This window comes from Pseudarthrobacter sp. AB1 (assembly GCF_014926485.1).
Lineage (GTDB): Bacteria > Actinomycetota > Actinomycetes > Actinomycetales > Micrococcaceae > Arthrobacter.
The window spans coordinates 44,304-58,154 of the sequence record NZ_PZKO01000036.1; the positions used below are offsets into that span (position 1 = coordinate 44,304).

At 67.6% G+C, this 13,851-nt stretch carries 17 protein-coding genes and 1 riboswitch; of the genes, 7 read left to right on the forward strand and 10 right to left on the reverse strand.

Annotation, left to right across the window (positions count from 1 at the left end):
- Positions 1-17: 17 nt before the first annotated feature.
- Complete coding sequence (locus DAD99_RS10320) at positions 18-1,949, forward strand: DEAD/DEAH box helicase (protein ID WP_193341463.1); 1,932 nt, start codon at positions 18-20, stop codon at positions 1,947-1,949.
- A gap of 62 nt (positions 1,950-2,011) precedes the next feature.
- Here the strand turns inward: DAD99_RS10320 and DAD99_RS10325 are convergent, their stop codons facing one another.
- From DAD99_RS10325 to DAD99_RS10355, 7 genes are all read right to left on the reverse strand, one after another.
- Complete coding sequence (locus DAD99_RS10325) at positions 2,012-2,662, reverse strand: MBL fold metallo-hydrolase (RefSeq protein ID WP_193341464.1); 651 nt, start codon at positions 2,660-2,662, stop codon at positions 2,012-2,014.
- Between the two features lie 10 nt (positions 2,663-2,672).
- Positions 2,673-3,668, reverse strand: a complete 996-nt coding sequence (locus DAD99_RS10330; protein WP_193341465.1) for an aldo/keto reductase — start codon at positions 3,666-3,668, stop codon at positions 2,673-2,675.
- Positions 3,669-3,741: 73 nt separating this feature from the next.
- Positions 3,742-4,389: a nucleoside/nucleotide kinase family protein gene (locus DAD99_RS10335; protein WP_193341466.1), complete on the reverse strand. Its 648-nt coding sequence runs from the start codon at positions 4,387-4,389 to the stop codon at positions 3,742-3,744.
- A gap of 9 nt (positions 4,390-4,398) precedes the next feature.
- On the reverse strand, positions 4,399-4,788 hold the full coding sequence (locus tag DAD99_RS10340; RefSeq protein WP_193341467.1) for a multidrug efflux SMR transporter: 390 nt from the start codon (positions 4,786-4,788) through the stop codon (positions 4,399-4,401).
- Entirely contained in the window at positions 4,785-5,111 is a 327-nt protein-coding gene (locus tag DAD99_RS10345) for a multidrug efflux SMR transporter (protein WP_193341468.1), read from the reverse strand. The genes DAD99_RS10340 and DAD99_RS10345 overlap by 4 nt, the downstream gene beginning before the upstream one ends.
- 9 nt (positions 5,112-5,120) lie before the next feature.
- Positions 5,121-5,185: riboswitch (guanidine-III (ykkC-III) riboswitch) on the reverse strand.
- A 69-nt stretch (positions 5,186-5,254) separates the two neighbouring features.
- A complete protein-coding gene (locus DAD99_RS10350) occupies positions 5,255-5,785 on the reverse strand; it encodes a ferritin (protein ID WP_193341469.1) in 531 nt (176 codons plus the stop codon).
- 85 nt (positions 5,786-5,870) lie between these two features.
- Complete coding sequence (locus tag DAD99_RS10355) at positions 5,871-6,530, reverse strand: HutD family protein (protein WP_193341470.1); 660 nt, start codon at positions 6,528-6,530, stop codon at positions 5,871-5,873.
- Between the two features lie 100 nt (positions 6,531-6,630).
- Here DAD99_RS10355 and DAD99_RS10360 point away from each other — a divergent pair, with 100 nt between their 5' ends.
- Together DAD99_RS10360 and DAD99_RS10365 are read left to right on the forward strand one after the other, a co-directional pair.
- Positions 6,631-7,230, forward strand: a complete 600-nt coding sequence (locus DAD99_RS10360) for a phosphoribosylanthranilate isomerase (RefSeq protein WP_193341471.1) — start codon at positions 6,631-6,633, stop codon at positions 7,228-7,230.
- A gap of 21 nt (positions 7,231-7,251) precedes the next feature.
- Positions 7,252-7,653 carry a YccF domain-containing protein gene (locus tag DAD99_RS10365; protein WP_193341472.1) on the forward strand — a complete coding sequence of 134 codons (402 nt, stop codon included), beginning with the start codon at positions 7,252-7,254 and terminating at the stop codon, positions 7,651-7,653.
- Here the strand turns inward: DAD99_RS10365 and DAD99_RS10370 are convergent.
- From DAD99_RS10370 to DAD99_RS10380, 3 genes are read right to left on the reverse strand one after another with little or no spacing between them, the layout of a single operon-like run.
- Positions 7,650-8,084 (reverse strand): VOC family protein, encoded by a 435-nt coding sequence (locus DAD99_RS10370; protein ID WP_193341473.1) that lies wholly within the window; start codon positions 8,082-8,084, stop codon positions 7,650-7,652. The genes DAD99_RS10365 and DAD99_RS10370 overlap by 4 nt on opposite strands.
- A 60-nt stretch (positions 8,085-8,144) precedes the next feature.
- On the reverse strand, positions 8,145-9,014 hold the full coding sequence (locus DAD99_RS10375) for a DUF4031 domain-containing protein (protein WP_193341474.1): 870 nt from the start codon (positions 9,012-9,014) through the stop codon (positions 8,145-8,147).
- A gap of 37 nt (positions 9,015-9,051) precedes the next feature.
- Positions 9,052-10,386 carry an FAD-binding oxidoreductase gene (locus DAD99_RS10380; protein WP_193341475.1) on the reverse strand — a complete coding sequence of 445 codons (1,335 nt, stop codon included), beginning with the start codon at positions 10,384-10,386 and terminating at the stop codon, positions 9,052-9,054.
- A 182-nt stretch (positions 10,387-10,568) separates the two neighbouring features.
- Here DAD99_RS10380 and DAD99_RS10385 point away from each other — a divergent pair, with 182 nt between their 5' ends.
- The 4 genes from DAD99_RS10385 to DAD99_RS10400 all read left to right on the forward strand — a co-directional run bounded on the left by DAD99_RS10385 (position 10,569) and on the right by DAD99_RS10400 (position 13,780).
- Entirely contained in the window at positions 10,569-10,979 is a 411-nt protein-coding gene (locus DAD99_RS10385; protein WP_056341185.1) for a molybdopterin-binding protein, read from the forward strand.
- Positions 10,976-11,791 carry a molybdate ABC transporter substrate-binding protein gene (gene modA, locus DAD99_RS10390; protein ID WP_193341476.1) on the forward strand — a complete coding sequence of 272 codons (816 nt, stop codon included), beginning with the start codon at positions 10,976-10,978 and terminating at the stop codon, positions 11,789-11,791. Before DAD99_RS10385 ends, modA begins: the two co-directional genes overlap by 4 nt.
- Positions 11,792-11,858: 67 nt before the next feature.
- Positions 11,859-12,722, forward strand: coding sequence for an ABC transporter permease (locus tag DAD99_RS10395; protein ID WP_193341477.1), 864 nt, complete (start codon positions 11,859-11,861; stop codon positions 12,720-12,722).
- Positions 12,719-13,780, forward strand: coding sequence for a sulfate/molybdate ABC transporter ATP-binding protein (locus DAD99_RS10400; RefSeq protein WP_193341478.1), 1,062 nt, complete (start codon positions 12,719-12,721; stop codon positions 13,778-13,780). Before DAD99_RS10395 ends, DAD99_RS10400 begins: the two co-directional genes overlap by 4 nt.
- Positions 13,781-13,851 lie beyond the last annotated feature (71 nt).

The following is a 13,851-nucleotide window of genomic DNA, read 5'->3' on the forward strand; positions in this document are numbered from 1 at the left end:
GAAAGACCATGAAATATATGACTACTTTTGCTGCCCTCGGCACGCCCAAAGCACTCGCCGACACCCTCACCGCCCAGGGAATTGTTGAGCCGTTCCCCATCCAGGTCAAGACCCTCCCGGACACCCTGGCCGGACGCGACGTCCTGGGCCGCGGCCGCACCGGCTCCGGCAAGACCATCGCTTTCGCCATCCCGCTTGTAGCACGACTCGCTGAGCGGGAAGCCAAGCACTTCCGCAAGCCCGGCCGCCCCATGGGCCTGGTCCTCGCACCGACCCGCGAGCTGGCCACCCAGATCAACGCCACCATCGAGCCGATGGCCAAGGCCATGGGCCTGACCACCACTGTGATCTATGGCGGCATCTCCCAGGCCCGCCAGGAAAAGGCCCTGCGCGCCGGCGTCGACATCGTCATCGCCTGCCCGGGTCGCCTGGAGGACCTGATCCGCCAGCGCATCCTGACCCTCGAAGGCGTCGAGATCACCGTCCTGGACGAGGCCGACCACATGGCCGACCTCGGCTTCCTCCCGGTGGTCAAGAAGCTCATGGACATGACCCCCAGCCAAGGCCAGCGTCTGCTGTTCTCCGCCACCCTGGACAACGGCGTGGACAAGATCGTCCAGCGCTACCTGTCCAACCCGCTGACCCACGCCGTGGACGAATCACAGGCCGCCGTGACCACCATGGAGCACCACGTCCTGGTGGTCAACGACCAGACCGTCAAGAAGCAGCTGATCGTGGAGCTCGCCTCCGGCGCCGGCCGCCGCGTCCTCTTTATGCGGACAAAGCACCACGCCCGCAAGCTGGCCAAGACCCTGACCGACGCCGGGATCCCCGCCGTCGATCTGCACGGCAACCTCTCGCAGAACGCCCGTGACCGCAACCTGGCCGAGTTTTCCTCCGGTGACGTCCGCGTCCTGGTAGCCACCGACGTAGCAGCCCGCGGCGTCCACGTGGACGACGTCGAACTGGTAATCCACGTGGATCCGCCCACAGAGCACAAGGCATACCTCCACCGCTCAGGCCGTACGGCCCGCGCAGGTTCGGACGGCACCGTTGTCACGCTGACGCTCCCGGAGCAGCAGTCCGACGTCAAGAAGCTGATGAAGGCTGCCGGCGTCGAGGTCAACTTCGAGCGCGTCACTGCCAACTCCCCGTTGGTTGCCGAACTCGTGGGCGAAATGGCAGACAAGATCGATCCGCGCACCCGTGCCGCTCTTCTTGCCAAGAAGTCCGCACAGCCGGGTGGCGGCACCTCCACGGGTGCCAACGCCGAGCGCAAGCGCGCCCGCCGCAGCCAGGAAGGCCCCACCGCCGGTGGCCGTGGCGGCCGTGGCGGCCGCGGACGCGTCTCCGCTGAGCCGACCCGCACCGATCTTCCCCGCGCCGAGCGCCGCGCCGTTGCCTACGAAGGCCGCACCGAAGCGCGGGCAGCATTTGACCGTGTAGCCGAGCAGAACGAGGACCGCGCCATTGCAGCAGCTGCTGCTCGCCGCAATTCCCGCGGCCACGGCGCCACCGGCTCCACGCACCGCAACGACGTCCCCGCAGCAGGTGGCCGTGCAGCGGCTGGCCGCGGTTCAGACGGCCGTGCGGATTCACGCGTTACCCGCAGCGATGCTCCCCGTGGCGGCACGGGCCGCCCGGCTACCACCGGCGGACAGCGCGGCGGACGTCCGGCAACGGGCCAGCGCGCAGCCGGAGCCCGCACTGCGGGCGCCGGTGCAGGAGCCCGCACGGGTGGATCCGGCCAGCGCGCCGGAGCCTCCACGGGCAACGGCGGCAACTCGGGCAACGGCGGCAACGCCGGCAACAAGGCTGTTTGGTCTTCCAACACCGGCGGCACGTCCGGTGGCTCGTACGCCGGTAACGGTGGCGGCAGTGGCCGTCCGGCTCGCAGCGGTCCCCGCCGCGCGTCGGCTCCGGCCTCCAACGAACGCCGCAGCCGCTAGCCAGCACTATCTCGGTTTCGACGGGCTCAACCACCGGGTGGTTGAGCCCGTCTAAACCAGCCCTACCAGCCGCGGGCGCGCCACTCCCCGAGATGCGGGCGTTCCGCGCCAAGGGTGGTGGGGCTGCCGTGGCCCGGGTGCACCACGGAGTCGTCGGGATAGGCCTCGAACAACCGTGCGGTGACGTCGTCCAGCAGCGACGTGAACCGCGCCGGATCGTTCTGGGTGTTGCCCACGCCGCCCGGAAACAATGAATCGCCGCTGAAAATGTGGGCAGGCCCGTCCGGGTCCTGGTACACAAATGCGATGGATCCCGGGGTGTGGCCGCGCAAATGTACGGAGGTCACGTCGAAGCCATCGAAGTTGCCGGCGTCGCCGTGGCCCAGCAGTACGTCCACCTTCACCGGCAGCGCCTCGGCATCGTCCGTTCCGGCCGCTGTCCTGGCTCCGGTCGCTTCTACCAACGCCGGCAGTGCGCGGACATGGTCCCAGTGCTGGTGCGTGGTGGCGATGAGTGCCAGCTTGGGTTCAGCCGCAGTATCCGCGGCCGAGTCCGCCAGCATCGCCTGGATGGCCGGAAGATCGTCCGCGGCATCGATCAGCAGCTGTGCACCGCTGGCCTTCGCGGTCAGCAGATACACGTTGTTGTCCATCTCGCTGACGGAGATGCTGCGGATGGTGATGTCGCGTAGGTCGTGAATGAGCGTGTCCATGGGCTTCAGTCTATTCGCGGCCCTCGGACACCCACTTGGGGTCCGCCGAGCGGGAGCCGACGACGGCGTCCGCGGCCTGGTCCAGCGCCTCCAGTTGCGCCCGGGTCAGGTTCAGGGACAGGGCGCCCAGGTTCTCGTCGATCCGGTGCGTTTTGCGCGTGCCGGGGATGGGGACCACGGCCAGTCCCAGCCGTTTACCCTGTTCCAGCAGCCACGCGAGTGCAATCTGGGCGGGCGTCGCGGACAGCCCGGCGGCGACCGAGCGCACGGTGGCAACCACTCCCTGGTTGGCGTCGGCGGCGTCTGCGGCGAAGCGCGGGATCCGGCGTCGGAAGTCGTTGGCTCCCAAACTCGAAGCGTCCACTGTGCCGGTGAGGAATCCCCGGCCCAGTGGCGAATACGGCACAAAGCCCACGCCCAGGCTGGCCGCGGCCGGAACTACGTTGCGTTCCACGTCGCGGCTCCAGATGGACCATTCGCTTTGGACCGCAGCGATGGGGTGCACGGAGTGGGCTTCGGCCAGCTCCTGCGCGGTCACCTCTGACAGGCCAAGGTGTTTGACCTTGCCCTGCTGCACCAGCCCCGCCATGGCCTCCACGGTTTCCACAATCGGAACGCGGAGGTCACGGCGGTGCATGTAGTAGAGGTCAATCACGTCCGTGCCAAGCCGCTTCAGGCTGGCGTCGACGGCCTGCCGGATGTAGGCGGCATCTCCCCGGATGTCCGTGTAGCCATCGGCAGGTGAGCCCACCAGGGAGAACTTGGTGGCGAGCTGCACTTCGCCCCGGCGCTCCTTGAGCAGCTGCGCGATGAGTTGCTCGTTGCTGCCTCCGCCGTAGATGTCCGCGGTGTCGATGAAGCTGACGCCGGCGTCCACTGCATGATGCAGGGTTCTGAGGGCATCGTGCGGGTCAACCTCGCCGTAGACCGGGGTGAGGGCCATGCCGCCGAAGCCGAGCGGGCTGACGTTAAGGCCGTCGCCGAGGTGTACCGATGGCGCAGTCATGAGCGCTCTCCATTCGTCGTGGACTCGTGTGGTTTGCAGACACGTTTCCCAGCCAAGAACCCCGACCCCCGCCTTAGTATTCCTGGCCGGTGTCCTGGCCCCAGGGGATGATCCGGTCGGCTCCTTGGCGCGTGGCCGCGATCATCACAGCATTGGCCTCATCCGGGCCCGTCGCCCAGGCTTCCGCCGCGGTCCGTTCCATGCCAAACTCCACGTGCCGGTCCACCAGCCGGGCCAGCCGCAGCGCGGGCGGGGTGTCCATGAACCAGACTTCATCCAGCTGCGCCCGGACCTCCTTCCATTCGGGCGTTTCCGCCAGCAGGTAGTTTCCTTCGGTGATTACCAGCGGCACGGAAGCCGGGACAGCGATGGACGCAGCCACCGGCTCGTCCAATGTGCGACGGAACTCGGGTGCGTACACCACTGCCTCATCCCGGCGCACCAGCCGCTGCAACAGCGAGAGGTAGCCGCCGGCGTCGAACGTGTCGATTGCTCCTTTGCGCTGCCGTAGCGGCGTGCCGTCGATGATCGCGTTGCCCAGATGAAAGCCGTCCATCGGCACCACCACGGCGAGTTCCGGGCCGAACTCCCGCTGCAGTCGGGCCGCGAACGTGGACTTGCCGGAGCCGGGCGCGCCCGTGATGCCCAGAAGAATCCGCCGGCGGCCGTCGAGTCTGTGCCGCAGGGCGGCGAGAGCCTGCCGTAGTTCAGGGGAGTCCATGGCAAAAGCCTAAACCGGCCGCCGGTTCTCCCCGGCTTTCCCGCGCACCGACGGGACGGCAGCAGGTGTAGCCGGCAGCGACTTCAACCCGGCCGCGCAGCCCACAATCCCGGCGATGAAGAGTACCTTCAGGATGCTGAAGGGTTCGACGCCGGTGGCCATCGCCCAGCCCACCGTCAGCGCAGCGCCGATTCCCACCCAGACGGCGTAGGCGGTGCCGAGCGGGATGCTGCGGATGGCGAGGCCGAGGCCGATCATGCTGAGGGTGACCGTCACGGCGAAAATAAGCGTGGGCAAGGGCCGGGTGAAGCCGTCGGACAGGCCCAGGGCGGTGGCCCAGACGGCTTCCAGCACGGCGGAGGCGAGCAGCATCAGCCAGGCGACGGAACGCTGGGTCATGACGCCACCACCTTCAGGCCAACCACGCACGCGGCGATCCCGGTCAGCAGCATGAGACGCGCCGTCGTCGGACGTTCAGCCTTGGTGAGGATCGCGTAGGCGGAGGTCAGCACCACGCCTACGCCCACCCAGACGGCGTAGGCGGTCCCGGTAGGGATGGACTGCATGGCGATGGCGAGGCCGGCCATACTGGCGAGGACAGAGACCAGGAAGAGGAGCGCGGGCGCGAGCCGGCGCCGGCCGGAGGCCTGGAATGTCCGGTGCAGCGCGGCGGCCCAGACGGCCTCCAACGCCCCGGAAAGAATGAGGATCAACCACGACATGACAGGTCCTTTGGCCAGTCTTGTCGCGTGCCGGGTACTGAACCGTCGTCCGGAGGCCCTGTGCGGAGCCTTGATTCCAGCTTAGCAAGGCCCGACGGCGGGTGGCCGGGTTGGTGGCCAGCCTCACCGCCGCGGGCAGGACTTTAGAGAGCGCCGCCGGCAGCTTCCGGCGCGGAGGAGTCCCGGCCTCCGTTGCCCACGGTTTCGCGGGCGATGAAGTTTTCGATGTCGAACAGGTTGTCCGCGCGCTCGGCGATGTTCAGGAGGGTGGTCATGGAGGCGACCTCTTCCACCTGCTCCTTGAGGAACCAGAGCATGAACTGCTCGCCCAGGGCGTCGTCCTCGGTGCGGGCAGCGCGGAAGAGCGCCTCGATCGAGGCCGTCACTTCCTTCTCCTGCTCCAGCGCCAGGGCCAAGGGCTCTGTCACGGAGGAGAAATCGTTTCGCACGGTGGGGACGCCCGGGATGGTGAACTCAATGTCGCGGTCCAGCATGTACTGCACCATCATCATGGCGTGGTTCCGCTCTTCCACCGACTGCCGGTAGAAGTAGCGGGCCAGTTGCGGGAGGTCCTGGTTGGCGAACCAGGTGGCCACGGCAATGTACTGCTGCGAGGCAGCGAATTCGTTGCCGATCTGGGTGGACAGGAGCGCATTAAAGGGTGTGGAGGTCATAGCCCCGAGTCTAGGAGCGCCGTACGCCACTGACCAGTGTGGAAAGGCTCAGATAACGAAGGCGAGGCTGGCCTGCAGCGCTGGATCAGGCCGTCACGCGGTCGATCGAAACCACGGCCAGGAAACCGCGCCCCAGGATTTCCGGGGTCCGGTTATCGGAGCCGACGACGGCGTCATACCGGTTCAGTGCCTCGGGCTCCGTGGGTGCCGCGGCGGCTTCGTCGCCGTCGGCTTCCGCGGGGGTCACAGGTTCCGAGGCGCCCGCGGCTTCCACGCTGACGCTGAGGTTGCCCGCGCTGACGGTGGCCTGGCCCTGCAGCAGCACAGCGAGCTGGCCCTCAAAAACCGGGTGTGCGCGCTTCTTGGAGAGCTCGATGATGGAGGTGAAGCCCTTGAACGAACCCGTCCGGGCGATGACATTCAGGTCGCGGATGTCCCCGGTGGGCAGGGCCCCGTGCGCGGCAGCTTCGCCGGAGAACCTGAACGGCCGGTACTTTTCCAGCGGGTGCTCGTCGCCGTCCACAGTGAGCAGGAGCAGTTCGCCGTCGATCACGGTCAGCACGCGTTCCATGCCCGGGAACGCCGAGAAATCCCCGGCCGTGCTGACGTCGGCGATACTGACGCGCCAGTCCCAGGCGCCGTCCTGCGCCGAGGCGGCCTTCGGGTGGCTGGCAAGCTCCCGGGTCACCCCGCCGCCGTTGCGCCACGGTTCGGACCTGAGTTCTGCGAAGCGGATGATCTCCATCGGACCAGCCTAGTTTGTTGGCGGTCCCCATCGGCGCAGGCGCCAATCCCTGCTAGTGTCCTCCGGGGGACTACGCGAAGACAGCCTGAAGGAGCCCGGAATGTTCGTCAAAGTGTGTGGACTCAGTACGCCCGAATCCGTCCGTGAAGCCGTGGAAGCCGGTGCGGACGCCGTCGGGTTTGTCCTCACCGCGAGCCCGCGGGTGGTCTCGCCGTCGCAGGTTTCCACGCTGCTGGCCGACGTGCCGGAAGGGGTACTTGCCGTCGGCGTTTTCCGGCATGAACCTGTCGCCGATGCCCTTGCCATCGCCCGGGCCGCCGGACTCGAGTGGGTCCAACTCCACGCGGACCTCACCCCGGCGGACGTCACAACAGTGCACGACGCCGGCATGAAGCTGATCAGGGCCGTCACCATGGCAGCCACCGCGGACGCGTTTGCCGACTGGGGCGAGGAAATCCTGTTGATTGATGCCGCCGTGCCCGGCTCTGGAGAGGCCTGGGACTACGCCTCCATGGTGGACGTGACGGCGCTTCAGGACCGCAAGTGGCTGCTGGCCGGCGGACTGAACCCGGACACCGTGGCGCACGCCACCGCCGCCTCAGGCGCGTGGGGCGTGGACGTTTCCTCCGGCGTCGAGGTTTCCCGTGGCGTGAAGGACCTGGAGAAAATCCGAGCCTTTGTGAAGGCCGCCAAGGGCTAAGGCACAGGGCACAATGGACAGATGAAGACTCTGCTCAACATCATCTGGCTGGTATTCGGCGGACTCTGGCTTGCCCTGGGCTATTTCCTGGCCGGCATCATCTGCTGCCTGCTGATCATCACCATTCCGTGGGGCATCGCGTCGTTCCGCATTGCGGCATACACGCTCTGGCCGTTTGGCCGCATGGTGGTGGACAAACCGGGCGGAACGGGTGTGTTCCCGCTCCTGGGGAATGTCATCTGGCTGGTGGTGGCCGGCATCTGGATCGCGATCGGCCACGTGGTTACGGCCTTTGCCATGGCGGTCACCATCATCGGCATCCCGCTGGCCATCGCCAACCTAAAGCTCATTCCGGTCAGCCTGATGCCGCTGGGCAAGCAGATTGTGCCCACCAACAGCCCGTTCGTCACCGGGTACCGTTAGCCGGCGGCGTTCCCAGGGGCTTCGCTGAATCCAGGGACCAGTCCCTGGGCTTCGAGCTCTTCTGACCGCAGCGCGCGCAGCACACAGAACTCGTTGCCGTCCGGGTCAGCCATGACCACCCAGGTGACCTCCGGGCCCTGCCCGACAGAAATGCGCGATGCGCCCAGGGCTTCCAGTCGCTGCACCTCCTCGGCCTGGTCATCCGGACGGAGGTCCAGGTGCAGCCTGTTTTTAAGCACCTTCCGCTCGGGCACCTTCAGGAAGAGCAGGTCCGGGCTGAGGCCGTCGGCCGGGCTGCCAGCGGGTGGCTCCAGTACGATTTCGTCGCCCACTTCGTAGGTGCGGCGCCAGCCCAGTGCCTTCTCCCAAAAATCGGCGGGCACTTTCGGGTCGGGGGAGTCGATGCTAACGGATTGGATGCGCAGGTTCATCCGAGCAGTCTTGCACCGGCCTCGGCGGCCGTAAAGGCTTCCGGCGGTTGTGCGGAAGCGTCAGCCCAGCTCGCCCTGCAGGTTCCGGCGGGCGGCCACGAGCCACAATTCCCGTGCGCGGTCGCCGTGGAACAGAGGGTCCAGTTCCAGCAGATGACGAACGACGGCGGCGCGCCCGGCGGCGAAGTCGGCGTCGCCGATGTGCGCGTAGTCTTCCCGGACGGCGGCCACATACCGGGCGTACGGCTCAGGTTCACCGCCGAGGACTGACAGGTCCGCGTCGCAGAGGAGGGCGCCGTTGTCGTCCCCTGGCTCCGGGCGGTGGTCCGATGTCAGCCTGACCAGCCGGGCCACCTCCTCAACATCGTCGGCCGGGAGCCCCGCATCCGCGAGGCGCTCCTTGGCGAGACGGGCCGACTCCTCCTCGTCCTGACCGGCGACCCCGCGGTACACGGCATCGTGGAACCAGGCTGCGAGCAGCACTGTCCGCGGCGGATCGGCGGGGTCGGTGAGCAGGTCCAAGGCCTCCAAAACTGCCAGCAGGTGCGTGCAGCCGTGATACCGGCGGTGGTCCTCGCTCCAGCGGTCCAGCAGGTCCAGGAAGAGGGCATCGTGGCCGGGCATGATGGTTTCCCAGCGGTTCAGCAGCGGGACCTTGAGTGACTTATTACGCCGCCGGGCCGGGATGCGCAGCCCGCTGGCGATCAGCTTTCGGACCAGGATCCGGGCCTCCACCGGGATGGCGCCCGCGGCGACGAGGTCGTCGAACCGGCGCTCGGCGACGTCGTAGTGGTCGCAGTCGAACGCCCGGTCCGGGATGCCCGCTGCAGCGGCGAAGGCGTGCAGCTCCGCCACGGAGGTGTCCGAGATGAGGTGCGAAAAATGCGTGCCGTGGGCTGGCCACAGCGGCGGATCCAGGTAAATCGCCATGGAGGAAGTCTAGTGCGGCGGCTCTCCGCGGGGCCGGTCAGGAGCCGGCCGGCAGGATGTTCTGGTTGCCCTGGAAGACGTTTCGCGGATCGAAGTCCCGCTTGACCCTGGCGAGCCGCGCGTAGTTCCCGTTGCCGAACGCGGCACGGATGCGCTCCTGGCCCTCGTTGCCGATGAAATTGAGCCACACCCCGCCCGAGGCATAGGGTGCAATCTTGCCGCGGAAGTCCTTCACCCAGGCCTTGGCCAATTCGCCCGCCTCGGGCGTTGGCGAGATGCCGTAAGGGTGGCTCACAAAGGCTGCGTTCCGGTTGATCAGCGGCGTGGCTGCCCCCGTGTTCCCGCCGACCGCGCCGCCCCAGCGGGCGATCAGTTGCTGGGACGTGGCATCGGGGAGGTTGCGGGCCGACTCAACAAAGAGGTCCAGAGCTGCATCGGGAAGTTCGTCGTGGTAGTCGGCGCTCCAGTAGTTGTAATGGTCCGGCGGATCATCCAGGGAGCCGTTGAACTCTGCATAGGGTGTGTCACCCACCAGGTCGACGGCCGGTCCGAGTTCACGGAAAGGCCGGGCATGTTCGGAGCCTTCCTCGGGCTCACCCGCGTAGACGTAGCCAATGGCGACGGCCATTTTTCCCACCAGATGCTCAGGCACAAACGGCTCCGGCGGAGCGGTCATGTACAGCAGCCCCAACCCGACGCCATCGGGTGCTGCGAGGGCCAGGTCCCGGTACGCGCGGGAGACGTCCATGGCCTCTTCGCCGGGCCACAGCCATATCCCGGCGTGGACCACCGGGCCAAGCCGGTGCGCCTGGAACGTGAATGAGGTGGCAACTCCGAAATTGCCGCCGCCGCCATGGAGGGCCCAGAAGAGTTCGGGGTTTTCCCGGGCGCTGGCGGTAACGCGCTCGCCGTCGGCCGTCACCAGGTCCACCGAGACGAGACTGTCGCACGCGAACCCGAAGGAGCGCTCCAGCCACCCGGATCCGCCGCCCAGGGTGAAGCCGGCGACGCCGGTGGTGGAGGCCCGCCCGCCGGTGACGGCCAGGGCGTGCTCCTGGGTGGCGCGGTCGAACTCGCCCCAGGTGACGCCCGCCCCGGCGGTGACGATGCCGGATTCCGGGTCCACGTCGATCGACTTCATGGGCCGGACATCGATCACCAGGCCGTCGTTGTTCATGGACATTCCGGCCACTGAGTGGCCGCCGGCACGGACGGCAATGGCGAGGGAACTTTCCCGTCCATAGCGGAGGGCTTCGGCCACGTCCGCGTCATTCGAACACTGGGCAATCACCGCCGGACGCCGGTCAATCATGGCGTTGAAGACCTTCCGGGCCGGGTCATAGTCTGGACTGTCCGGCCTGATCCACTTCATCACAAACGCTCCTCAGCGACTGCGGCCCCTCCCCTTACCCATAGGGTAGGACTTCGGGCCGGGACCTTCCATAGGCAGCCCTAGTGAACCCTCGAACGGGAGCGAAAACGGCGTAGGCGTCACATTCTGATACGCGGAGAAAATTTACAAGAAAACCCGCAGATGCGGACTAGGATCATGAAATGCCCACTATTCGCGTATCCGAAGCCGCCCGGTTCCTCGGCGTCAGTGACGACACCGTCCGGCGCTGGACAGAGAACGGCAGCCTCACCCCGGTAAAGGACGACGCCGGCCGGCTGGCCGTCGACGGACTGGAACTGGCAAGGCATGCCCAGAAGCTTGCGCAGCTTCCCGAGGACCCGCACCGTTCAGGAAGTTCGGCACGCAACAGGTTCGTTGGCTTGGTCACTGGGATCACGGCGGACAAGGTCATGGCCCAAGTGGAACTCCAGTGCGGGCCGTTCCGGGTGGTGTCGCTGATGAGCAGTGAAGCCGTCCGTGACCTGGGCCTGGAACTGGGCTCCGTGGCCACCGCGGTGGTCAAAGCAACAACAGTCATCATCGAAACCCCGCACGGAAAGAGCATCATTTGAGCACTCGCACACACGCCAGCACCGTTGTTATTGCAGCCGCCCTCTTGTTGGGCCTGGCCGCGTGCGCCCCGGCTTCCACGACGTCCGCGGCCTCGCAGTCCGCGGCCTCGCAGTCCCCGGGCGCCACCGGTCACGTGTCCGGGACCATCACGGTCTTCGCAGCCGCGTCGCTCAAGACCACTTTCACCCAGCTGGCCAGTGACTTCGAGGCGAAGAACCCGGGAACCAGGATCGTACTGAGCTTCGCCGGATCCTCGGACCTGATCACCCAGATCACCCAGGGCGCACCGGCGGACGTCTTTGCCTCCGCCGATACCAGGAACATGACCAAGCTGGCCGATGCCAAGCTCCTGGACGGGACCGCGAAGAACTTCGCCACCAACGTCCTGGAGATCGCCGTCCCGCCGTCCAATCCGGCGTCGATCGCGTCCTTCGCAGATCTGGCCAAACCCGGTGTCAAGGTGGTTGTCTGTGCCAGCCAGGTTCCGTGCGGCGCCGCAGCGGATACCGTGGAAAAGGCCGCGGGCGTGACCCTCGCTCCGGTCAGCGAGGAATCATCCGTGACCGACGTCCTGGGCAAGGTCACCTCGGGCGAGGCCGACGCCGGCCTGGTCTACGTTACCGACATCAAAGGCGCCGGGGACAAGGTTAAGGGAATCCCGTTCGACGAATCCGGCAAGGCAGTCAACACCTATCCCATCGCCGCAGTAGGCTCGAGCCGGAACAAGGACCTGGCGGCAGCCTTCATCGCCATGGTTACCGGCGCCGACGGGCAGAAAACCCTTAGTGCGGCCGGCTTCGGGGCACCGTAACGCCCCGCCCCGTAGCACCCCGCCCATAGGCAACCTCACAGCGTAACGAAGCCGCCCCAAGGAGACCATGAAACAGGCCAGGAACAGCGGGTACGGCGGTGTGCCGCGCTGGATTTACGTCCTCGCGGCCGCGGGCGGCCTGTTCGTGGTGCTGCCGCTGGCGGCCATGGTGGCCAAGGTCAATTGGGCCCAGTTCATCCCGCTGATCACGTCGGAAGCGTCGCTGCAGGCCCTTGGGCTGAGCCTGCGCACATCCGCGGCCAGCACCGTCCTATGCATCGTCCTGGGTATTCCGCTAGCCCTGGTCCTGGCCCGCGGCAGCTTCCCCGGCCAGCGCTTCCTCCGCTCACTGGTCCTGCTCCCGCTGGTCCTTCCGCCGGTGGTGGGCGGCATCGCGCTGCTATACACCTTCGGGCGGCAGGGGCTGCTGGGCCGGACACTGGAAGTGGCAGGCCTGCAGATCGCCTTTTCGACGACGGCGGTCATCCTGGCCCAGACGTTCGTGGCCCTGCCGTTCCTGGTGGTCAGCCTCGAAGGCGCCTTGCGGACGGCCGGGAACCGGTACGAGGCGGTGGCCGCGACGCTCGGCGCCGGTCCCACCACGGTGCTCCGCAGGGTCACACTCCCGCTCGTGCTGCCGGGACTCGCGTCCGGCGCGGTGCTGTCCTTCGCGCGCAGCCTGGGCGAATTCGGTGCCACCCTCACCTTCGCCGGCAGCCTGCAGGGGGTGACCCGGACGCTGCCGCTGGAAATCTACCTGCAGCGGGAAACGGACGCCGATGCCGCCGTCGCGCTGTCCCTGGTCCTCGTGGCGGTGGCGGTGGCCGTGGTGTCACTCGCGTACCGCAGCCCCCGCGCCGCTCAACGGGCGCCCGCACCCAGCGGCGAACGTACGACGACGGCGCCCGCCGCGGGCGGTGCGGTCCGGTGACGTTCTCGGTTCAGGCCGCCGTGGCTGGCCGCGGGTTCGACGTCTCCCTCGCGCTGGGCGCGGCCGAAACGGTGGCCGTTATGGGGGCAAACGGCGCGGGTAAATCCACGCTGCTGAACGTCATCGCGGGCCTGCTCTACCCGGACTCGGGCTCGGCCGAACTGGACGGCAGGACCCTGTTTAACCTCAACGCCGGGCGCGGCCAGTGGACGGCTCCCCACCGGCGCGGTACGGCTCTCCTGGCCCAGGAACCGCTGCTGTTCCCGCACCTGAGCGTGCTGGAGAACGTGGCCTTTGGGCCCCGGAGTGCGGGGGCTTCAAAGCAGGCCGCGCGGCAGACCGCACTGAGGTGGCTCGGAGAGGTCGAGGCGACGGACCTGCAGGCACGGCGCCCGGCCGAGCTCTCCGGCGGCCAGGCGCAGCGCGTTGCCGTGGCCCGGGCGCTTGCCGCCGACCCCGGGCTCCTGCTGCTGGATGAACCGATGGCCGCGCTTGATATCCATGCCGCGCCGCTTCTCCGGCGCCTGCTTAAACGCGTGCTGGCAGGCCGCCGCGCCATCATCATCACGCACGACGTCCTCGATGCCCTGATGCTGGCCGACCGTGTGGTCATCCTCGAAGACGGGCGCATCAGCGAGGAAGGCCCAACCCGCGAAGTCCTCCAGCGCCCCCGCAGCCGGTTCGCGGCCGGGCTTGCCGGGCTCAACTTTGTGGCCGGCCACATCACCGAACACGGTCTTCAGGCTGGCCGCCTCAACCTCTATGGACACCACGACTCAGCCGCCCCGCTCCCCACTGGGCAGCCGGGCGTGGCTGTTTTCCCGCCGTCGGCCGTTTCCGTTTTCCTCACCGAAGCGCATGGCAGTCCGCGGAACTCCTTCGCCGTGACCATCACGGACCTGGAGCCGCACGGGGACGGGATCCGGGTCCGCGCCGGGGAGGCCGGGCAGCTGAGCGCGGACATCACCCCGGCGGCCTCTGTTGATCTTGGGTTGGCGCCGGGCATGCAGGTGTATTTCGTGATCAAGGCCGGCGCCGTGGCCATCTACCCGGGCTGAACGGGCGGGAGTCCACGCGGGTCCTTGAGCTGCTGTTGCGCCCGGGCAACTGCGGGAGGGTGCCGGGAATC

Excerpts from the sequence above, each read along its gene's own strand:
- DAD99_RS10320 (WP_193341463.1), top strand. The coding sequence starts at position 18 with ATGACTACTTTTGCTGCCCTCGGCACGCCCAAAGCACTCGCCGACACC.
- DAD99_RS10325 (WP_193341464.1), bottom strand. The coding sequence starts at position 2,662 with ATGGACACGCTCATTCACGACCTACGCGACATCACCATCCGCAGCATC.
- DAD99_RS10330 (WP_193341465.1), bottom strand. The coding sequence starts at position 3,668 with ATGACTGCGCCATCGGTACACCTCGGCGACGGCCTTAACGTCAGCCCG.
- DAD99_RS10335 (WP_193341466.1), bottom strand. The coding sequence starts at position 4,389 with ATGGACTCCCCTGAACTACGGCAGGCTCTCGCCGCCCTGCGGCACAGA.
- DAD99_RS10340 (WP_193341467.1), bottom strand. The coding sequence starts at position 4,788 with ATGACCCAGCGTTCCGTCGCCTGGCTGATGCTGCTCGCCTCCGCCGTG.
- DAD99_RS10345 (WP_193341468.1), bottom strand. The coding sequence starts at position 5,111 with ATGTCGTGGTTGATCCTCATTCTTTCCGGGGCGTTGGAGGCCGTCTGG.
- DAD99_RS10350 (WP_193341469.1), bottom strand. The coding sequence starts at position 5,785 with ATGACCTCCACACCCTTTAATGCGCTCCTGTCCACCCAGATCGGCAAC.
- DAD99_RS10355 (WP_193341470.1), bottom strand. The coding sequence starts at position 6,530 with ATGGAGATCATCCGCTTCGCAGAACTCAGGTCCGAACCGTGGCGCAAC.
- DAD99_RS10360 (WP_193341471.1), top strand. The coding sequence starts at position 6,631 with ATGTTCGTCAAAGTGTGTGGACTCAGTACGCCCGAATCCGTCCGTGAA.
- DAD99_RS10365 (WP_193341472.1), top strand. The coding sequence starts at position 7,252 with ATGAAGACTCTGCTCAACATCATCTGGCTGGTATTCGGCGGACTCTGG.
- DAD99_RS10370 (WP_193341473.1), bottom strand. The coding sequence starts at position 8,084 with ATGAACCTGCGCATCCAATCCGTTAGCATCGACTCCCCCGACCCGAAA.
- DAD99_RS10375 (WP_193341474.1), bottom strand. The coding sequence starts at position 9,014 with ATGGCGATTTACCTGGATCCGCCGCTGTGGCCAGCCCACGGCACGCAT.
- DAD99_RS10380 (WP_193341475.1), bottom strand. The coding sequence starts at position 10,386 with ATGAAGTGGATCAGGCCGGACAGTCCAGACTATGACCCGGCCCGGAAG.
- DAD99_RS10385 (WP_056341185.1), top strand. The coding sequence starts at position 10,569 with ATGCCCACTATTCGCGTATCCGAAGCCGCCCGGTTCCTCGGCGTCAGT.
- DAD99_RS10395 (WP_193341477.1), top strand. The coding sequence starts at position 11,859 with ATGAAACAGGCCAGGAACAGCGGGTACGGCGGTGTGCCGCGCTGGATT.